The organism is Acinetobacter sp. 742879 (assembly GCF_000588535.1).
GTDB classification, from domain to species: Bacteria; Pseudomonadota; Gammaproteobacteria; order Pseudomonadales; family Moraxellaceae; genus Acinetobacter; species Acinetobacter pittii.
Genome location: NZ_JFYC01000009.1, coordinates 49,897 through 71,045, shown reverse-complemented (window position 1 = coordinate 71,045; position 21,149 = coordinate 49,897). Strand labels below are relative to the sequence as shown.

General features: G+C 39.9%; 17 protein-coding genes. 7 read left to right on the top strand and 10 right to left on the bottom strand.

What is annotated here, in order from left to right:
* Positions 1-11 precede the first annotated feature (11 nt).
* The 3 genes from J690_RS16355 to J690_RS16345 form a co-directional block, all read right to left on the bottom strand.
* Complete coding sequence (locus tag J690_RS16355) at positions 12-590, bottom strand: dual specificity protein phosphatase family protein (protein ID WP_032005523.1); 579 nt, start codon at positions 588-590, stop codon at positions 12-14.
* The gene (locus J690_RS16350; RefSeq protein WP_212771363.1) at positions 587-1,399 is read right to left on the bottom strand and encodes an MBL fold metallo-hydrolase; all 813 of its coding nucleotides are present in this window, start codon (positions 1,397-1,399) and stop codon (positions 587-589) included. The genes J690_RS16355 and J690_RS16350 overlap by 4 nt, the downstream gene beginning before the upstream one ends.
* 215 nt (positions 1,400-1,614) lie before the next feature.
* Positions 1,615-2,265 carry a peroxiredoxin gene (locus tag J690_RS16345; protein WP_005050084.1) on the bottom strand — a complete coding sequence of 217 codons (651 nt, stop codon included), beginning with the start codon at positions 2,263-2,265 and terminating at the stop codon, positions 1,615-1,617.
* Between the two features lie 406 nt (positions 2,266-2,671).
* On the opposite strand from J690_RS16345, the gene secA reads away from it, so the two are divergent.
* Entirely contained in the window at positions 2,672-5,392 is a 2,721-nt protein-coding gene (gene secA, locus J690_RS16340) for a preprotein translocase subunit SecA (RefSeq protein ID WP_032036959.1), read from the top strand.
* A gap of 131 nt (positions 5,393-5,523) precedes the next feature.
* A complete protein-coding gene (locus tag J690_RS16335) occupies positions 5,524-5,967 on the top strand; it encodes a hypothetical protein (protein ID WP_002116535.1) in 444 nt (147 codons plus the stop codon).
* 66 nt (positions 5,968-6,033) lie between these two features.
* On the opposite strand, the gene J690_RS16330 is transcribed toward J690_RS16335, so the two are convergent.
* Positions 6,034-7,344: an MFS transporter gene (locus tag J690_RS16330; protein ID WP_016143091.1), complete on the bottom strand. Its 1,311-nt coding sequence runs from the start codon at positions 7,342-7,344 to the stop codon at positions 6,034-6,036.
* A 132-nt stretch (positions 7,345-7,476) separates the two neighbouring features.
* A complete protein-coding gene (trhA, locus tag J690_RS16325) occupies positions 7,477-8,118 on the bottom strand; it encodes a PAQR family membrane homeostasis protein TrhA (RefSeq protein ID WP_031944657.1) in 642 nt (213 codons plus the stop codon).
* Between the two features lie 128 nt (positions 8,119-8,246).
* Here trhA and J690_RS16320 point away from each other — a divergent pair, with 128 nt between their 5' ends.
* Both J690_RS16320 and J690_RS16315 read left to right on the top strand, forming a co-directional pair.
* Positions 8,247-9,458 carry a class I SAM-dependent methyltransferase gene (locus J690_RS16320; RefSeq protein ID WP_032036958.1) on the top strand — a complete coding sequence of 404 codons (1,212 nt, stop codon included), beginning with the start codon at positions 8,247-8,249 and terminating at the stop codon, positions 9,456-9,458.
* Between the two features lie 12 nt (positions 9,459-9,470).
* Positions 9,471-9,890, top strand: a complete 420-nt coding sequence (locus J690_RS16315) for a GNAT family N-acetyltransferase (protein ID WP_032036957.1) — start codon at positions 9,471-9,473, stop codon at positions 9,888-9,890.
* A 29-nt stretch (positions 9,891-9,919) separates the two neighbouring features.
* Here J690_RS16315 and J690_RS16310 read toward each other — a convergent pair whose 3' ends face one another.
* The 5 genes from J690_RS16310 to J690_RS16290 form a co-directional block, all read right to left on the bottom strand.
* Entirely contained in the window at positions 9,920-10,780 is an 861-nt protein-coding gene (locus J690_RS16310; protein ID WP_032036956.1) for a patatin-like phospholipase family protein, read from the bottom strand.
* 15 nt (positions 10,781-10,795) lie between these two features.
* On the bottom strand, positions 10,796-11,053 hold the full coding sequence (locus J690_RS16305) for a hypothetical protein (protein ID WP_001280981.1): 258 nt from the start codon (positions 11,051-11,053) through the stop codon (positions 10,796-10,798).
* 165 nt (positions 11,054-11,218) lie between these two features.
* Positions 11,219-13,354 (bottom strand): 3-hydroxyacyl-CoA dehydrogenase NAD-binding domain-containing protein, encoded by a 2,136-nt coding sequence (locus tag J690_RS16300; protein WP_032036954.1) that lies wholly within the window; start codon positions 13,352-13,354, stop codon positions 11,219-11,221.
* A gap of 18 nt (positions 13,355-13,372) precedes the next feature.
* Positions 13,373-14,578, bottom strand: coding sequence for an acetyl-CoA C-acetyltransferase (locus J690_RS16295; protein ID WP_005064279.1), 1,206 nt, complete (start codon positions 14,576-14,578; stop codon positions 13,373-13,375).
* A gap of 169 nt (positions 14,579-14,747) precedes the next feature.
* On the bottom strand, positions 14,748-15,758 hold the full coding sequence (locus J690_RS16290) for an AraC family transcriptional regulator (RefSeq protein WP_002116561.1): 1,011 nt from the start codon (positions 15,756-15,758) through the stop codon (positions 14,748-14,750).
* A gap of 210 nt (positions 15,759-15,968) precedes the next feature.
* Between J690_RS16290 and J690_RS16285 the strand changes: the two genes are divergently transcribed.
* From J690_RS16285 to J690_RS16275, 3 genes are all read left to right on the top strand, one after another.
* Positions 15,969-17,087, top strand: a complete 1,119-nt coding sequence (locus J690_RS16285; protein ID WP_032036952.1) for a CaiB/BaiF CoA transferase family protein — start codon at positions 15,969-15,971, stop codon at positions 17,085-17,087.
* Between the two features lie 155 nt (positions 17,088-17,242).
* A complete protein-coding gene (locus J690_RS16280; protein WP_081405209.1) occupies positions 17,243-18,475 on the top strand; it encodes a carbohydrate porin in 1,233 nt (410 codons plus the stop codon).
* Positions 18,476-18,649: 174 nt separating this feature from the next.
* Positions 18,650-21,055, top strand: coding sequence for a glucose/quinate/shikimate family membrane-bound PQQ-dependent dehydrogenase (locus J690_RS16275; protein ID WP_017385605.1), 2,406 nt, complete (start codon positions 18,650-18,652; stop codon positions 21,053-21,055).
* The last annotated feature ends 94 nt before the right edge of the window (positions 21,056-21,149 follow it).

Sequence of the window (21,149 nt, the reverse complement as noted above, 5' to 3'; positions counted from 1 at the left end):
TCACGATGTTACTAAGATGGATTCGACAGTTGCTGTTGAATCCATTTTACATTTTCAGGTGTAAATAAACGGTCAATGTTCTTCCAAATAATATGATAACCATAACCACCTTGTTTCATTTCCTTAACCGCATCATCAATTGCCCAATTTTCAAAAATAATGCGATACATGGCAACGCTGGCACCGGTACGGTCTGAACCATGGTAGCAGTGTAATAAAACGCGCTGGTCATTCTGCTTGGCAATTTTGATTTGTTGCATGACTTCTAGGAGGTCTTGTCGGTCAATTGCCCAAGTGTTGATAGGAATATGTACAAGATTAAAATTTTCATTTTTAAAAACTAAACTATCTGCGTCTTTGGCTCTTAAATTAATGATCGTTCCAATTTGATGATTCTTTAATTCAGAAATCATTGCTGTATCAGGTTGTTCACTGCGATAAACATCATTACTAATTTGATAAAAGTTATGAGTCTGAGAAACTAAGCTTCCCCAATCTTGTGGTCGATGCTCATGGGCGATACTTTCGTGCTGCATACATCCTTGTAAACTTATACAGATGACAAGTGTAAGGAGCGATAATTTCTTCATGTTTGATACCGTTTAAGCTCATCAGGGTCGTGAGCACAAATTATTTCAATCGTGGGTTCATGTTGAGCTAAATGCTGTAAACGCTTGAGATTAAAAAGACGCTTTTCATTATCTTCTGCAAATGTTTTTTCCACCAGATCAAGTGATCTTAATTTATTTTTAGGGTTTAACTCTAGGTGTGAGTAGTAGGCATCTCCACAAAATAATAACCATTGATTTTGTTGCTTTATGGCAATCCCGCAATGTCCAGCTGTATGTCCTAACAGCGGTATCATTAAAATTTCATCTTGAAACAGCGGAAAACCTTTGACTTTTTCGAGGTTGAACCATGCTTCACCTTTTTGATATTCAACGAAGTTCCAATACCGATGATCTTTATATTGATTGGTTCTATAGCGAAGTTTGCCTTTAAAATTTGGAAGTTGGGCAGCGTTGTATTCTGCTGCTAAAACATGAACTGTGGCATGAGGAAAATCTGAGATACCACCAGCATGGTCGAAATCAAGATGAGTGACAAAAATATGCTGTACATCTTTGGGGCTAAACCCGAGCTTTTGGATTTGTTGGATCGCACTAAATTCAAGATTATGCTCAATATTGCCTAAGCGTTTAACTAATGAGCCTAGGCGCTGCTTCATATGTAAGTAGTCTTGCAGGCCAAAGCCAGTATCGATAAGCACTAAGCCTCGATCAGTTTCAACTAAAAGACAATGACAGATTACTTCAGCTCGGAAGCCTTTTTGTCCAAATAAGGGTGCACAAACTGGGCACATGCTGCCACACTTTAAATGATGAATTTTATAGATCATGATTTTTATTTTTTTACCGAATCGTTTCGAGTTATAACTGATCTGAACAATAAAAACCATGAGTATTCAATACATAAATAAAAAAGCCATCACTACGGATGACTTTTTCGGGTGTGATATTTAATCTAAGTGTGCCTACGCGCTTTGCTTGTCTTGTAGGGAATTTTTCAGATATTTGCCTACGCACTGCGTTTGTCTTGAAAGCAATAAAACCTTTAGTCGGTTTTATTGCTTTCAGGCTGTGGCGTGAGGCGTAAATAAGGTTTAACAGCCGTATAACCTTTAGGGAAACGTTGTTTAATTTCTTCTTCATCTTTAAGTGATGGCACAATAACGACATCTTCACCTTGCTGCCAGTTCGCAGGTGTAGCGACTTTATGCTTGTCTGTTAATTGTAATGAATCCACAACACGTAAGACTTCGTTAAAATTTCGGCCCGTCGAAGCAGGGTAGGTAATGATTAAGCGAACTTTTTTGTTAGGATCAATAATCACTAATGAGCGCACTGTTAGAGTTTCACTGGCATTAGGGTGAATGAAGCCATAGAGCTCAGATACTTTACGATCTTTATCTGCAATGATTGGAAAGTTTACAGTTGTATTTTGTGTTTCATTAATATCATTGATCCAGCCTTTGTGTGATTCTACATCATCTACTGACAAAGCAATCGCTTTAACATTCCGCTTCGTAAATTCATCTTTTAATTTTGCTGTATAACCTAATTCAGTTGTACATACGGGAGTATAGTCGGCTGGATGTGAAAATAAGATTCCCCAACTATCCCCTAAAAAATCATAAAAATTAATTGTGCCTTCACTCGATTCTTGTTGAAAATCGGGAGCAGTATCTCCTAATCGTAGTGTCATGATCTTTCCTCAATTGCGCATAATTTGTTATTCGATTGAATGAATATGCAGCATTTACTTTATGATTAAAATTATTGTTTTTGTATTTTATTATGAACTTTTTATATAAGTGTAAATATATATGACTAAAACTCATTATTTTAAGTGCTTAATCAATGTAACTTTAAGGTAAATTTGCTAAATTAGATTTCTCGGAAGTTATGCTTAATCGATGAGCGTTAATGGTGTGTTTTTGGTGCTCGGCACATTAAGGGGAGATTAGATGAATGAAAAACCATTCGTCTAACTATCAGATTTTTTTTAGGGGTTTTGTGCAAACCCCTTGTACTTCAAATTTCTGGCACCATAATAAACGACTGAGAAAAAGTTTATTCATTTGACCAAGCAAGATTTAGAGAGTTTATCCATGTTGGCAAGTCTGATCGGAGGTATCTTCGGTACAAAAAATGAGCGTGAACTCAAACGCATGCGCAAAATTGTTGAGCAAATCAATGCGCTCGAGCCGACGATATCAGCTTTAAGCGATGCAGACTTATCTGCAAAAACTCCAGAATTCAAACAACGTTATAATAATGGCGAAAGTTTAGATAAATTACTTCCAGAAGCGTTTGCAGTTTGTCGTGAAGCTGCTAAGCGTGTGATGGGTATGCGTCACTATGACGTTCAGTTAATCGGTGGTATTACTTTACATGAAGGTAAGATTGCCGAGATGCGTACTGGTGAAGGTAAAACCCTTATGGGTACTCTGGCGTGTTATTTAAACGCTTTGAGTGGCCAAGGTGTACATGTCATTACTGTGAACGATTATTTGGCACAGCGTGATGCCGAGTTGAACCGCCCATTATTTGAGTTTTTGGGTCTATCAATTGGTACGATTTATTCAATGCAAGGTCCGTCAGAAAAAGCGGAAGCTTATCTTGCAGATATTACTTACGGTACCAATAACGAATTCGGTTTTGACTACTTACGTGACAACATGGTGTTTTCTTTAGCAGAAAAGAAACAACGTGGTTTGCACTATGCCATTATCGATGAAGTTGACTCCATCTTAATTGACGAGGCTCGTACACCATTAATTATTTCTGGTCAAAGTGAAGACTCTTCACACCTCTACAGTGCAATCAATACAATTCCACCTAAATTACATCCGCAAAAAGAAGAAAAAGTAGCAGATGGTGGTCATTTCTGGATTGATGAAAAGCAACGTTCAGTTGAAATGACTGAAATTGGTTATGAAACTGTTGAACAAGAACTTATTCAAATGGGCTTGTTGGCTGAAGGCGAAAGCTTATATTCAGCAACAAATCTAAACCTTGTTCACCATGTATCTGCTGCCATTCGTGCGCATTTCCTATTCCAACGTGATGTTCACTATATTATTCATGATGGTGAAGTGGTTATTGTCGATGAACATACGGGTCGTACGATGCCGGGCCGTCGTTGGTCAGAAGGTTTGCATCAAGCTGTTGAAGCAAAAGAAGGCTTGGAAATTCAGCCTGAAAACCAAACTTTAGCGACAACAACATTCCAGAACTATTTCCGTCTCTATAAAAAGCTTTCAGGTATGACAGGTACTGCTGATACTGAAGCTGCGGAAATGAAAGAAATTTACGGTCTTGATGTTGTGATTATTCCAACTCACCGTCCAATGATTCGTAACGACCAAAACGATTTAATTTATTTAAACCGTAACGGCAAATATAACGCGATTATTCAAGAAATTATGAATATTCGTGGGCAGGGTGTTGCTCCAATTCTTATTGGTACAGCAACCATTGAAGCTAGCGAAATTTTATCTTCTAAGTTAATGCAAGCTGGTATTCATCATGAAGTGTTGAATGCAAAGCAGCATGAGCGTGAAGCTGACATTATTGCTCAAGCGGGTAGCCCGAATGCAGTAACGATTGCAACTAACATGGCTGGTCGTGGTACAGATATTATCTTGGGTGGTAACTGGAAAGCTAAGCTTGCCAAACTTGAAAACCCAACTGCAGAAGATGAAGCACGTCTAAAAGCTCAATGGGAACAAGACCACGAAGATGTATTGCAAGCCGGTGGTTTGCATATCATTGGTTCTGAACGCCATGAATCACGTCGTATTGACAACCAGTTACGTGGTCGTGCCGGTCGTCAGGGTGACCCTGGTGTTTCTCGTTTCTATTTATCTCTTGAAGATGACCTTATGCGTATTTTCGCAGGCGACCGTGTCGTTGGTATGATGCGCGCGATGGGTTTAAAAGAAGACGAAGCGATTGAACATAAAATGGTGAGCCGTTCGATTGAGAATGCTCAGCGTAAAGTTGAAGCGCGTAACTTCGATATTCGTAAGAACTTATTGAAATACGATGATGTGAATAATGAACAGCGTAAGATCATTTACTCACAACGTGATGAAGTATTAGCTGAAAATACCTTAAAAGAATACGTTGAAGAAATGCATCGTGAAGTGATGCAAGGCATGATTGCCAACTTTATTCCACCAGAGTCAATTCATGACCAGTGGGATGTGGAAGGTTTAGAAAATGCTTTACGTATTGATTTAGGTATTGAGCTGCCAATTCAAGAATGGTTAGACCAAGATCGTCGTTTAGATGAAGAAGGTTTGGTTGAGCGTATTAGTGATGAAGTGATTGAGCGTTATCGTCAGCGCCGTGCTCAAATGGGTGATGAATCTGCAGCAATGCTTGAGCGCCATTTCGTTTTAAACTCTCTTGATCGCCATTGGAAAGATCACTTGGCTGCAATGGATTATTTGCGTCAAGGTATTCACTTACGTGGCTATGCGCAAAAGAACCCTGAGCAGGAATATAAGAAAGAAGCTTTCAACCTGTTTGTAAACATGTTGGGTATTATTAAAACTGATGTTGTGACTGATTTGTCTCGCGTACATATCCCAACACCAGAAGAACTTGCAGAAATGGAAGCTCAACAGCAGCAGCAAGCTGAATCGATGAAGCTTTCTTTTGAACATGATGATGTAGATGGTTTAACTGGTGAAGTTACACTTTCTCAAGAAACCATGAGCGAGTCTGCCGATCAGCAAGCTTTCCCTGTTCCAGAAAGCCGTAATGCCCCATGCCCATGTGGTTCAGGACTAAAATATAAGCAATGTCACGGTAAGATCTAATCTGCCTCCATAAAAAAAGCAGAACAATTGTTCTGCTTTTTTTATGTTTGTAGTAAGCCTGTGAATAATGTTTGCAGTTTTAAGCATTAAATGCTATTTACTTCTCATCCAGAGTGTATGTTGGAAAGACAATGAAAAAAGTATTACAACCTTTATTTTTAACTGTTCTTGCTGTACCAAGTTTTGTTTTTGCAGCAGAAGCAGCTTCAGCCCCTCAAACGACAACGGTTGACAAAGTACTTGCAGCAAAAGGCCCAACTTCGGCTCAAGCTGTAGTGAAGCAAGAAAATACTACAGTGATTAGTCCACGTACAGGTATTCGCTATACGTTGGGTAACACAGGTAATCGCCCAATTATTTTACAAACTACAGCGATTGCTCCAGCAAACTCAGCAAACATTAATCGTATTGTGGCAAGTAACCCAGCTCTTTCTGCAAAAAGCCAAGAAAAAGCAAAAGTTGCTTTAATCGGTGAAGCAGCTGTAGCAGGACCAGCAGCAGTTGCAGCAAGCAATGTAACAGCGCCAGCTGCAACAAATAGTGTTGCTCCAGCAAATCCTGCATCAATGAATTAATTCATATACGTATAAAAAAGCCAGTTCAAATTGAACTGGCTTTTTTATGGGGGTGTCTTTAAAACTTTAAATCTGATTATTTACATCATCATTTTTTGTTTCACGAATGAGTAAGAATGCGATAAGTGATAAAAGTGATGCAGCAGTAAGATAATAACCAACCGCATATAAACCATAAGTTTCAGCAAGCTTGGTAGCAATGAGTGGGGCAAAAGATGCACCAAAAATACCAGCCAGGTTAAAGGTTAATGCTGAGCCTGTATAACGAACTGAAGTTGGGAAAAGTTCAGAAAGAACTGTACCAATTGGACCATAGGTTAAGCCCATAATTGCCAAGCCAGTACATAAGAAAAGAAAGACGATTAAGGTATTTCCGGACTCTAACATGCTAGAGAAAAACAAGCCGAAAATCGCAGCAGCGATACAGACGCCAATAGAAGTTGTTTTTCGACCAAATTTTTCTGCAAAAATAGCAGATAAAGGAATAAATGCGGCAAAGCAAAGTGTGGCAAACAATTGAAGTTCTAAAAACTCTCCACGTGCATAACCCAGTTTAGTGGTTCCCCAGTTTAAGGCAAATACGGTAGTAAGATAGAACACAACAAAGGTACAGATTGCTGCAACTGTACCAAGAATAAGCTTACCTGTATGTTTGGTTAAAACTTCTTTAAATGGAATATTAACTTCTTTTTGCTTATCTAAGACTTTCTGGAAAGCTGGAGTTTCATGAAGTTTTAAACGGATATATAAGCCAACAATAACCAATACAGCACTGGCAATGAATGGAATACGCCAACCCCATTGCATGAATGCTTGCTCAGGAATAACTGCACTCAATAATAAGAATGAACCTGTTGCCAGAATAAAGCCGATTGGAGCACCTAGCTGCGGAAACATGCCGTACCATGCTCTTTTTCCTTCTGGGGCATTTTCAGTCGCTAATAATACTGCGCCGCTCCATTCACCGCCTAAACCTAAGCCTTGTCCTAAACGACAAACAGCTAATAGTAATGGTGCGACAATCCCGATTTGGGCATAGGTTGGAAGTAAACCAATACAGACAGTTGAAATACCCATGGTCAATAAAGCTGCAACTAATGTGGCTTTACGACCAATACGATCTCCTAGATGGCCAAATAATGCGGCACCGATAGGACGAGCAATAAAGGCAATTGCAAAGGTTGCCAGAGATTGTAAAACTGCGGCACTGCCACTACTAGCAGGGAAAAATAGGTGAGGAAAGATAATCACGGCAGCTGTTGCATAGATATAAAAGTCGAAGAACTCAATAGTCGTACCGACTAAGCTTGCAAACAAAACTCGTGTTTTTGAATTAGTGGCTACTACAGGAGCAGCAGTCGCAGAGGTTGACTCCATATAAGTCCTTATATCCGTTAAAATTTATTTTTAATGACTACTCTTTTTAAAGACGTATTTTTCTCAAAGAATAGCGTGAAAGAACATCATCCATGACTCTTTCAGGATCACTGAATATGAGTGAAAAATGGACTAAACTACGTACCAATAGATTGCAAGAAAATGTGCCCCTGCACCTAAAAGTACAAAAATATGCCAGATCGCATGGGTATATCTTACCTTTTTTAACGCGTAAAACAATGCTCCAACCGTATAAGCTAATCCGCCAATAATTAACAAAATCAACGCGTCTTTACTTAGATAGGTGCGCATATCATCCATAACAAATACAGCAAGCCAACCCATAAGAACATAAGCAAGTAGCGAAATTTTCTGAAAACGATGAATAAAAACTAACTTGAAAAGTGTACCAATTGCAGCAATGCTCCAGAGAGCAATAAGTAAAATATGAGCTTTTTGTGTAGGAATCGCAATGCTTAAGAACGGGGTATATGTTCCCGCAATTAAATAATAAATAGCAGTGTGGTCGAGTTTTTTATACCAGTAGCGTAGATTTTGTGTTTGAGCAAAATGATAAAGTGTAGAACTGGTAAAAACTAGAATGAGACTAAATGAGTATACCCATAAGCCCACCCACTGAGCAGTTGAAAGATAAGATCCCTTTATAATTAAAAAGATAGAAGCTACAACTGCCATAACAACACCAGCACCATGACTATAGGCATTAAATAGTTCTTCTTTTGGATCGTAAGTTTCCAACACAGATTTACTCATAACTTTAATTTTTTTGATTAAAAATACAAATGTATAGAAATACAAAACAGTCGTAAAGTTATTTTATTTTTAATCCTAGACCCTTTAAACTTCTATTTTATATGAGTCTTCATTTTTCAGGTATATCCGTGTCAGTTTTCTCCTTTGAGCAAGAACAGCAATTCTTTCATGAAATCAAGCAAATGCTTGACCAACAAGCTTTTGAACGTTTGATCTTGAGCCAATATAAGGGAGAGCTGGCGCAGCTGGAAAAAATCACTTTCCGCGTTGTAGAGCTACATGGACAAAAACAGCTTTCAGCTCTATACCATCACACGACTCAAGATGTGACTAAAAACTATTCATTTCAAGAAGGCTTGCAGCAGATTGAGCAATTAATCACGCAGTGTAAGCAAGCAAACTTATTTTCGACTACTCAAGAAATTCAACTTAAAAAAAATAAGAAAAAAGCCATATTAAATATGGGTAAAAAGCAGGCCGTAAATACGACACAAACGGTTCAGGCGCATGACCGTGAAAAGCAGCGCTATGTACAGCAAGGCAATGCATTTTTAAAAGAGCTGGGTATTACTGATGAGAAAGCCCAAGTTATTCCAAGCATGGCTCGTAAATGGAAACAGATTAATAAATTTATCGAAATTTTTGCAAGTGCCTACGAACAGATTGATGCATCTCAACAAGAGTTACGCATTGTCGATTTTGGATCAGGTAAAGGTTATTTAACTTTTGCATTGTATGATTATCTGCAACAACAGCAGAAAACACAATTGATTACTGGTGTAGAGCTGCGCCGTAATTTGGTGGAATTTTGCCAGAACGTTGCAGACAAAGTGCATTTTAACCACTTAGACTTTTTTGAAGGTGACGTTCGTAGTTATCAACCGGAAAAGCTGGATGTAATGATTGCCTTACACGCATGTGATATTGCGACTGACTTTGCTATTCATACAGGAATTCGTTTAAACGCTTCGATGATTATGTGCGCGCCATGTTGTCACAAAGAGTTGCGCCCACAATTACAAAGCCCAGAAGTTTTACAGCCAATGCTACAGTTTGGTATTCATGCAGGGCAGCAAGCTGAAATGCTGACTGATACTTTACGTGCGTTACTTTTAAAAGCATATGGTTATGAAACCAAAGTTTTTGAGTTTGTATCGCTTGAACATACCAGCAAAAATAAAATGATTTTGGCAACAAAACGCAAAAACGTTTCACAGCCTGACACCAAGATTATGGCTCAAATCCAAGCATTGAAAGAAATGTACGGAATTAAAAAACAAACGTTGGAATTATTATTGCAAGATCAATTGCCGATCGAAAATATTGGCTGCAAGTGCTAGGAAGGTGAATGGATGTATAAAATTGTAGAGGGTGGTTGGGAACAGCTTGAGCAAGATGCAAAATACATCCGTGAACAAGTCTTTATCCAAGAACAGGGAATTGCACCTGAAGATGAATGGGACGACTTGGATGCCACAGTTCTACATTTTATTGTCTATGACAAAGAGCAGCCTATCGCTACAGCACGTTTGTTGCCGCAGCATAGCGTAGGGCGTGTTGCTGTTTTAATGCCTTATCGAAAGCAAGGTATTGGTAAAATTTTAATGCAGCATATTATTGACTATGCACGTCGTCATAAACTGCCTTATTTAAAGCTTTCTGCGCAAACTTATGTGACCGCTTTTTACGAAGCTTTAGGTTTTCATGTGCAAGGTGGGGTTTACCAAGACTGTGGCATTCCACATATTGATATGGTTTTAGAGTTAAATTGAGACTTCTTTTTAGAAATCTCAATTTTAATTTATTTCATTGCATTCCAACTTTCGATGGCCTGTAAGCCAGTTTCTAAACCGACTTCATAACTGTAGCGAAGCTTTTTTGGATTGGTAGTTAAACGGCCAGCCATATTTTTAAGAGGCGGTGGACACACTTCTAAAATTTGCTGGTCTGGATTTTCACCACGAACAAAATCGACCGAAGCGTTATAACGAGCACAGCGGCTACGCAAGCTACTAGCGAAACCATAATGATGTTTAAACGCATATTTTGCGAGGAATTGATCACCTCGACTACTTGCTTTGAAATAGTTTTTCGGACGAGTACGTAAAACTAACAGTTTTTTGACGCCACTTTGCTGAGCCGTCCAGCGAACGGGTAGGGCATCTGCAACACCACCATCAAAATAAGGTTCACCCATAATATCGACGGGATGACGCGTTAAAACTGGAATTGAGCTAGAAGCTCGAAGCGCATTGAGTAAATTATCTTTACCCGCACGAAGATATTCTGCATGACCTGTTTTGGCATGCGTCAACACCATATAAAAATCAGGATTTTTGGCAAAAAGACTCTGTTGATCAAGTGGATGTTCTTTTTCACCAATTTCCCACATCCATTTTAAATCAAGTAAGTCGCCGCCTTTAAAAAAGCGTTTGTAATCGATAAATTCAGGGCGCAGTGAATGATCAATATAAAATGTTAGAGTGCGGCCTTGCTGACCTGCCAAGTAGTTAGCGACATTGGTTGAACCAGATGATACGCCAACATATAAATCGAATGGGTTGAACTGTTGTTGTAAAAACGCGTCAAGTACACCACTGGTAAAGGCACCACGCATACCTCCACCTTCTACAACTAGTGCGTTGCGGGAAAAATCTGTCATTTGAAAAATATCTGATTACTGTGTTGATTGCTTATGTTCTTGCATATCCATTTCAGGCATGTTGTCACTATGTTGAGCATGTTGCTCTGTAGAGTGTTCAGCCTTTTGCTGCATTTGCTCTTGTTGTGCTTTGCGCTGTGCACCTGGCATATAGTCAGGTTCATTACTCATTGCTAAATAGAAAAAGCCAAGGAAAATTGCACTTAAAACACCAACGATCAGAACAAATTTCCAGCCTAAAATTGCTGACTCGGAAGAATTTTTATCGGACATAAGAATTTCTCGAATGTGCTGTAGAAGCACAAAAATGAAGTCTATTTATAGCATATTTAGGTCGGTGGCAGGAATCTTAAAGGTCATAAAGAAAAACCCATATAAATAAAATATATTTATATGGGTAAGGTTTATGCAGTTTTTTAAATATTCAATAGGACTAAGTTACTGAATATTTTGTTTCTGCTCAGCTTTGGTTTTTAGTAAAGCTGGTGGTGTAAAACGTTCACCATATTTGGCAGCCAATTCTTCGGCGCGTTTTTGTGCTTTATCAGTACCATATTGATTTAGGAATTGAATTGCTCCTCCAGTCCAAGGTGCATAACCAATGCCAAAGATAGAACCGACATTGGCATCAATTACAGACTCCAATACGCCTTCTTCATAACAACGTAAAGTATCTAAGGCCTGTACAAACAGAATGCGATCAATCATATCTTGTTCAGAAATATTATGATCTTTTTTCCAGCGGTTTAAGCCTTCCCATAGATGCTTTTTACCATTTTCAGGGTATTCATAAAAACCAGCTCCAGCAGCTTTACCTTTACGGTTTAACTCATGAATCATGGTGTGAACCACTTCATCTACAGAAGTTTTAGGTAAATCTTTTCCTTCGGCCTGAAGAGCTTTGCGTGCTTCACTGGCAACATGTTCGGTTAATGTTAAAGATACTTCATCTTGAATAGCGAGGGGGCCAACTGGCATACCCGCTTTCAGTGCAGCCATTTCAATACGTGCAGGGTGGACGCCTTCGGCAAGCAAGCGCATACCTTCTTGAATGAACGTACCAAACACACGACTGGTAAAGAAACCACGACTATCATTAACAACAATCGGTGTTTTTCCAATTTGTTGTACAAAGTCATAAGCTTTGGCAAGTGTCTCTGAGGAGGTGTTTTTACCTTTAATAATCTCGACCAACTGCATTTTGTCGACAGGGCTAAAGAAATGCAGACCGATAAAAGCTTTATCATCCTTACTTGCTTGCGCTAAACCTGTAATTGGCAGGGTTGAGGTGTTTGATGCCATCACACCATTAGGCGCTAAATATTGTTCGGCTTCTTGAGTGACTTTCGCTTTGAGCTCTTGATTCTCAAATACCGCTTCAATAATTAAATCACAACCTTGTAAGTCTTCAGCAGAAGCTGTAGCCGTAATGAGCGATAAAACCTGATCACGTTTTTCTGCAGTCATGCGGCCTTGTGAAACACGTTTATCTAAGAGCTTTTGTGAATACGCTTTGCCTTTCTCTGCATTTTCAACAGATACATCTTTAAGTACAACAGGAATGCCTTTAATGGCTGTTGAATAGGCAATGCCCGCACCCATCATGCCTGCACCCAACACACCTACTTTAGTGGCTTGCCATTTTGCAACGTCGGCAGGGCGGCTCGCACCAGACTTAATTGCATTTAGACCATGCCAGAAAGTGCCGATCATATTTTTAGAAATTTGGCCTGTGGTAAGCTGAGTAAAGTAGCGAGACTCAATACGCAGAGCAGTATCTACATCAACTTGAGCGCCTTCAACTGCGGCAGCCATAATCGCTTCAGGAGCAGGGTAACAACCTTTGGTTTTGTCTTTTAACATGGCTGGCGCAATTGCAAGAACTTGTGCAACTGCTGGAGTTTTTGGATCACCACCCGGAATTTTATAACCCTTTACGTCAAAAGGCTGCTGAGATTTTGGATTGGCCTTTATCCAGGCAATTGCTTTATCTAAAAGCTCTTGTTCATTTTCGGTAGTATCATGGATTAAGCCTAAAGATTTTGCTTTATCAACACCGAACTGTTTGCCTTCCATTAAGAAAGGAAATGCATTTTGAAGTCCGAGTAGACGTACCATACGGACAATACCGCCGCCGCCTGGTAGTAAACCTAAAGTAACTTCTGGTAGGCCAAATTTGCTTTTCGGGTCATTAATTGCAATACGGTGATGGCAACTTAATGCGATTTCCCAACCACCGCCAAGTGCTGTGCCATTTAATGCTGCAACGGCTGGAATACCAAGCGTTTCAATTGTACGTAAATGACCTTTTAGCTTTTCAACCATATTGAAAAAGTCAGTTGCGTGTTCATGCTGAACTTGAATCAGCTCATCTAAATCACCACCTGCAAAGAAAGTTTTTTTAGCCGAGCGGAAAATAACCCCTGAAAGTTCTGTTTCTGCTTTAAGTTTCTGAGTCGCTTCATCGAGCGAGTCACGAAACTCGGCATTCATGGTGTTCGCAGATTGACCAGTTGAATCAAGCGTTAAAATGACAATATTGTCGGCATTTTTTTCGTATTGAATTGCACTCATCTTCTATATCCCTAATTTTTATACGCGTTCAATAATGGTGGCAATACCCATCCCACCGCCAACACAGAGCGTCGCTAAACCGCGCTTTTTATCTTGTCGTTCAAGCTCATCAAGTAAAGTGCCTAAAATCATGGCACCTGTTGCCCCTAATGGATGACCTAAAGCAATCGCACCACCATTTACGTTGACTTTCTCAGCTGGGACGTTGAGTTCATTAATAAAACGCATAACAACTGCCGCAAATGCTTCATTGACTTCAAATAGGTCAATATCATCAATCGTAAGCCCAGCTTTTTCTAAAGCTTTACGTGCAGCAGGCGCAGGGCCAGTCAGCATGATGGTTGGGTCGGTACCAACCAGTGCAGTCGCCAAAACTTTAGCGCGTGGTTTTAAATTTTGTTCTTTGACAGCTTTTTCAGAAGCTAGTAAAACTACAGCTGCTCCATCGACAATACCTGATGAGTTACCTGCGTGATGAACATGATTGATTTTTTGTGCTTCCGGATATTTTTGTAAAGCAACTGCATCAAAGCCCATTTGGCCCATCATTTCAAAACTTGGGTTGAGCTTTGTTAGACCTTCGAGTGTGGTATTGCCTTTAATAAATTCATCTTTCTCTAAAATCACCACACCTGCATGATCTTTTACTGGCACAACTGATTGGTCGAAATAACCATTTGATTGAGCCGCAGCCGCTTTTTGCTGTGACTTTACAGCAAAATTATCAACATCTTCACGACTATAGCCATCTAAGGTTGCGATGAGGTCGGCCCCAATACCTTGTGGAACAAATGATGACTTAAGATTTGTTTCTGGATCTAATGCCCACGGCCCACCATCCGAGCCCATTGGAATGCGTGACATTGATTCAACGCCACCAGCAACCACTAAATCTTCCCAACCAGAGCGGACTTTCATTGCTGCCATATTGACTGCTTCTAAGCCTGATGCACAAAAGCGATTGATTTGTACCCCAGCAACATCATCATTCCAACCTGCTGCAATCGCTGCAGTTTTGGCAATATCACCACCTTGATCGCCAATTGGTGTTACGCAGCCCAAAACAATGTCATCGACTTTAGACGTATCGAGTTGATGGCGCTGCTGTAATTCATTTAATAAGGTCGTCAGTAATGTAATTGGTTTTACTTCGTAAAGAGAGCCATCTTTTTTTCCTTTTCCGCGTGGGGTGCGAATGGCATCAATAATATAAGCCTCGCTCATAACAGTTCCTTTTTTATTACTTAAACTTTGTTGTGTTTTGAGTGTACTGGTTTTAAAAGGCAACGCAATGACGATAAGCGCACCAGTCAGGTGATGATTTTTGCCAATAGAAATACAAAAAAGCCCAAGTTGAACTTGGGCTAAATGTGAAACTAAAGAGATTTAAGAATTAGTGATAACCATGTAGCTGGCGATATAGGCCAGGGGTTACACCCGTCCACTTTTTAAATGCGCGGTGGAAGGTACTGGTTTCACTAAACCCAACTTGTTGAGCAACATCTTCAAGCGTTAATTCAGGGTTGAGTAACAAGTGAATCGCAGCATCTCGACGTAAAGCATCTTTCACGCCTTGATAGCTTTTACCTTCAGCAGCCAAACGGCGGCGTAAGGTTTGCGGAGATAAATACAACATTGATGCAACGTCATTAAGCGTTGGCATTTCTTCACCAATTTGGCTTTTGAGTACTTCACGAATACGAGAAGTTAGCGAGTTGGTGTTCTTGAATTTTACCAAAAGCTGAGCAGGAGCTGCTTTTAAGAATTCTTCTAGCGTTTTTTCATCTTGGCGGATTGGCAAATCAAGATAATCAGCTGCAAAGGTAATTTCAGTACGCGGTGCATCAAACTGCATAACTGGTGCAAAAAATAATGCATCATATTCATCTGCATGTGCAGGACGTGGATAGCTAAAATGAACACGTTCTAATGGCAAGCGGCGTTCAATCAACCATGATGCTAGACCGTGCCAAATCATGAGCATGCTTTCAGTAATGAAATGGTCTGGATCTAAAGTTTTTGGAATGAGGGGAACTAGACGTGCTTCGTGTTTGTCACGTTCTAGTGTTACCGACCATTCATCGCCAAATAATTTGTAGAATTGAGATGATAGTTCAAGGGCTTGACCTAATGTTTTTGCGTGAATAATCAACTGACACATAATGGCAAAAGTGCCCAGACGACGTGGTTGTACGTCAAATCCAACGTGTTCATCCTGTGTGACCATCCACAACATTTTTATAAAACGAGTGTATTGTTCTGGTGAGATTCGAGCTTTAGGTTGACGTAATAATTCCGCTTCAATACCCACATGTGAAAGGAGCATTTCAACATCCATGCCAAGGCGTTTTACGCCTGTCAAAGCCGCATTCACGAAGTGGATGCTAATCGTATCGCGACTCATATTGAATCCTTCAGTCTCTTTGATGTTCACTTTAAATTGACCTAAATGACCGTCTAAAAAAATAAATTGGCGATTTACAACAGAGTAAAAGCACTTTTTACATGTTAAATTGCCGAAATGATCAAGGTAAATGGCTGAACATGACATTGTTTTAGTATATTTGCTTAACTAATATAAAAGAAAATTCGAATAATAGTGGTTAAAAATACGATGACGACAGCATTAAATGGACTTAAAGTTCTCGATTTCTCGACGCTCTTACCTGGACCTTTTGCCACCATGTATTTGGCCGATATGGGAGCAGAAGTCATCCATATCGAATCTCCATCACGTCCTGATTTAATCCGAATCATGCCGCCATATGCAAATGGTCAAGCAACAGCACATAGTTATCTAAACCGAAATAAACAGTCGATTGTTCTCGATTTAAAGGATACGGCGAGTATTGATCTGATTAAATCCAAAATTTCTGAGTTTGATATTGTCATAGAGCAGTTCCGACCTGATGTTATGCGCCGTCTCGGTTTAGACTACGCGACACTTGCCGAAATTAACCCACGTCTCATTTATTGTTCAATTACAGGTTATGGACAAACAGGGAGCTATAAAGACAGAGCTGGGCATGACATTAACTATTTAGCTTTAGCAGGTATTGCTGGATATAGCGGCCGACAAGACAGTGGTCCGCCACCACTCGGTATTCAAGTTGCAGATATTGCAGGTGGTTCACTTCATGCTGTCATTGCAATTTTAGCTGCGGTTGTCGAACGCGGACGTAGTGGAATGGGCCAATATATTGATATTTCCATGACCGATTGTGTTGCTAGCCTAAACAGTATGGCTGCATCAGCGACACTTGCTGCACAGGTTGAACAAGCACCAGAGCATGGCATGCTCAATGGCGGTATTTTTTATGACTATTATATGACTCAAGATGGTCGTTATCTTTCAATAGGTAGTCTTGAGCCACAATTTATGTCTGGTTTATCAGTGGCGCTTGATTTGCCTTTACTATTACAAAAAGGCGCTTCCTTAGATGTCGAAGACCGACAGGAAGTTAAACAAGCCATTCAAGAGAAAATTAAAACGAAATCATTTAAAGAATGGCATGAAATTTTTGCAAATCTTGATGTGTGTGTAGAACCTGTTTTAAGCCTAACTGAGTCCTTAAACTCGCCTTTAGCACAAGAACGTGGATGGATTGTGGATGTACCTTTGCAAAATAATACAGTGGATACAGAACCACAATTGGCTTGTCCAATTAAGTTTTCAAGATCGAAAATGAGATATTCCTTTATAGGTCAAAAACTTGGTGAAGGGCAGTGGTAAAGAGCTGGGGCCATTTTTCATACAATGTGTATTAAGATTATTATTAGATTAATCAATCGATTAACATTTTGAATAATTTCTTTACATAAAATTAGCGTACCCTTTATAAACAAAGACATAAAAGGTATGTAAACATGAAAACACATAAATCCTTGATGGCTTCCTGTTTATCCGTTTTATCAATTACTCTTTTTATACAGCATGCACAAGCTGCTGCTGCATTCGACCCAAATAGTCCTTGGATGTTGGGTGATTGGAACGGTCAACGCACCGCGTTACAAGCACAAGGTTATGATTTTTCTTTTGGATATACCGGCGAATATGCCGGTATTTTAGATTCAAAAAATACGTCTACGCATGGTAGTGCTTATACGGGGCAACTTGCACTAGGAACTCATTTTGACCTAAATAAAATTTTAGGTTGGCAAGATACTGAAGCTCAAATCACATTAACTTATCGTGATGGGCAGTCGCTTTCTGAACATTCACCAGCTTTAGCAGGGCACTTAAGCTCGGTGCAAGAAGTGTGGGGGCGTGAGCAAACTTGGCGTTTAACAGATTTGTGGATTAAGAAAAAATTCATGGATCAAAAATTAGACGTTAAAGTCGGTCGTTTTGGTGAAGGTGAAGACTTTAATAGTTTTGACTGTGATTTCCAGAACTTGGCACTTTGTGGTTCGCAGGTCGGTAACTGGGTGGGCGATCAGTGGTATAACTGGCCAGTAAGCCAATGGGCAATGCGTGTTAAATATAACTTGCAACCCGACTTATATACGCAAGTTGGTGTATATGAATACAACCCGGAAAATCTGGACCGAGGCAAAGGTTTTAACTTAAGTACTGATGGTTCTCACGGTGCAATTATTCCTGCCGAAGTAGTTTGGTCACCTAAATTAGGTGCTCAAAGTATGGCTGGGGAATACCGTTTAGGTTATTACTACAGCACTGCTGACGCCAAAGAAATTGCAAATGAAACCAAAAACTCACATAAACAAGGTGTTTGGGTAACTGCAAAACAAAAATTATTCCAGCCTGCTGATCAAACAGATCGCGGTTTGACAGGTTTTGTGAACCTGACTTTCCACGACTCTGATACCAACAAAATTGATAACATGCAAAATGTAGGCTTGGTCTATAAAGGTTTGCTCAATCAACGTCCTCAAGATGAGTTGGCACTCGGTGTTGCTCGTATCCATATCAATGATGATTGGAACGATGTTCAAACTAAAGAATATGACACTGAATACAATACCGAGCTTTACTACGGTATTCATGCCACTAACTGGTTAACTATTCGTCCAAATGTGCAATATGTTCGTCATGTTGGTGCATTAAAAAATGGTGATAACACTTGGGTTGGCGGTATTAAATTCTCAACTGCATTCTAAGCGTAATTACTCCGAAAAACGGATTGTCGAGGGCTAACTCATTGATTGAATTATCCTGACCTTCCGTTTTTTCTTGATGCCTGAATTTGTTTTAGATGTATTGGTGATGCCATTTTTCTATAAGGTTCTTGGCACATCTTTCCTATAAAAATGATGATTGATAAGAGGTGGTTTATGAATCAACCTACTTCAAGATCAGGTTTAACGACTTTTACCGTAATTATTATTGGGTTACTGGCGTTATTCCTGTTAATTGGAGGTATTTGGCTCGCTACACTAGGCGGTTCAATTTACTACATTATAGCTGGAGTATTACTCCTCATTGTTGCATGGCAACTCTACAAGCGTGCTTCTACTGCTTTGTGGGTTTATGCTGCATTAATGCTAGGAACTATTATCTGGAGTGTCTGGGAAGTTGGAACAGACTTTTGGGCGCTTGCACCACGTTTAGATATTTTAGGTATTCTTGGTTTATGGTTATTGGTTCCGGCTGTAACTCGTGGAATCAACAACCTTGGATCAAGTAAGATTGCCTTATCTTCAACTTTAGCAATTGCAATCGTGTTGATGGTTTATTCTATCTTCAATGATCCGCAAGAAATTAATGGTGAAATCAAAACCCCTCAACCAGAAACAGCTCAAGCCGTGCCTGGTGTTGCTGAAAGTGATTGGCCAGCTTATGGTCGTACTCAAGCAGGTGTGCGTTATTCTCCATTGAAACAGATCAATGACCAAAACGTAAAAGACTTGAAAGTTGCTTGGACTTTACGTACTGGCGATCTTAAGACAGATAACGACTCTGGTGAAACGACTAATCAGGTTACACCGATTAAAATCGGTAATAACATGTTTATCTGTACAGCTCACCAGCAGTTAATTGCGATTGATCCTGCTACAGGTAAAGAAAAATGGCGTTTTGATCCGAAACTTAAAACGGATAAATCGTTCCAGCATTTAACTTGTCGTGGTGTGATGTACTACGATGCAAACAATACAACTGAGTTTGCAACGAGTCTTCAAAGCAAGAAATCTAGCTCTACACAATGTCCACGTAAGGTATTTGTACCAGTCAACGATGGCCGTTTAGTGGCTGTAAATGCTGACACTGGTAAAGCATGTACCGACTTTGGTCAAAATGGTCAAGTGAACTTACAAGAGTTCATGCCATATGCGTATCCAGGCGGTTATAACCCAACATCTCCTGGTATCGTGACTGGTTCAACTGTTGTTATTGCTGGTTCTGTAACAGATAACTACTCAAATAAAGAGCCATCTGGTGTGATTCGTGGATACGACGTTAACACTGGTAAACTTCTTTGGGTATTTGATACGGGCGCAGCAGATCCAAATGCAATGCCGGGCGAAGGTACTACTTTTGTTCATAACTCACCAAATGCGTGGGCACCTTTAGCATACGATGCCAAACTTGATATCGTTTATGTACCAACAGGTGTAGGTACACCAGATATCTGGGGTGGTGACCGTACCGAGCTGAAAGAGCGTTATGCAAACTCAATGTTAGCGATTAATGCTTCAACTGGTAAATTAGTGTGGAATTTCCAGACAACCCATCACGATTTATGGGATATGGATGTTCCATCACAACCATCTTTAGCTGATATCAAAAACAAAGCTGGCCAAACTGTTCCTGCAATCTATGTATTGACGAAAACAGGTAATGCCTTTGTTCTTGATCGCCGTAATGGTCAACCGATTGTTCCTGTAACTGAGAAACCAGTTCCACAAACAGTTAAACGTGGACCACAAACTAAAGGTGAGTTCTATTCAAAAACTCAGCCATTCTCTGACTTGAACTTGGCACCACAAGATAAATTGACTGATAAAGATATGTGGGGTGCCACCATGCTTGATCAGCTCATGTGTCGTGTATCTTTCAAACGTCTAAATTACGATGGTATTTATACTCCACCATCTGAAAACGGTACTTTAGTTTTCCCTGGTAACTTAGGTGTATTTGAATGGGGCGGTATGTCAGTTAACCCTGATCGTCAGGTTGCTGTAATGAACCCGATTGGTCTGCCATTCGTCAGTCGTTTAATTCCTGCTGATCCAAACCGTGCACAAACTGCAAAAGGTGCAGGAACTGAGCAGGGCGTACAACCGATGTACGGCGTACCGTATGGTGTTGAAATTAGCGCATTCTTATCTCCGCTTGGTTTACCTTGTAAACAACCGGCTTGGGGCTATGTAGCTGGCGTTGATTTGAAAACTCATGAAGTGGTATGGAAAAAACGTATTGGTACAATTCGTGACAGCTTGCCGAACTTGTTCCAGTTACCAGCTGTGAAAATTGGTGTGCCTGGTTTAGGTGGTTCAATTTCTACTGCCGGTAATGTCATGTTTGTTGGTGCAACTCAAGATAACTACTTACGTGCGTTTAACGTTACTAACGGTAAGAAACTTTGGGAAGCGCGTTTACCAGCAGGTGGACAAGCGACACCAATGACTTATGAAATCAATGGTAAGCAATATGTTGTGATCATGGCTGGCGGTCATGGTTCATTTGGTACGAAAATGGGCGACTATTTAGTGGCTTATGCCTTACCAGATAACAAATAAAAAGCTTTTATAGAAAGGGCCTGGATTTATCCGGGCTTTTTTATGTCGATTTATATTAAAGCTTATCAATAAAACCGTTATTAAATATGCAAAA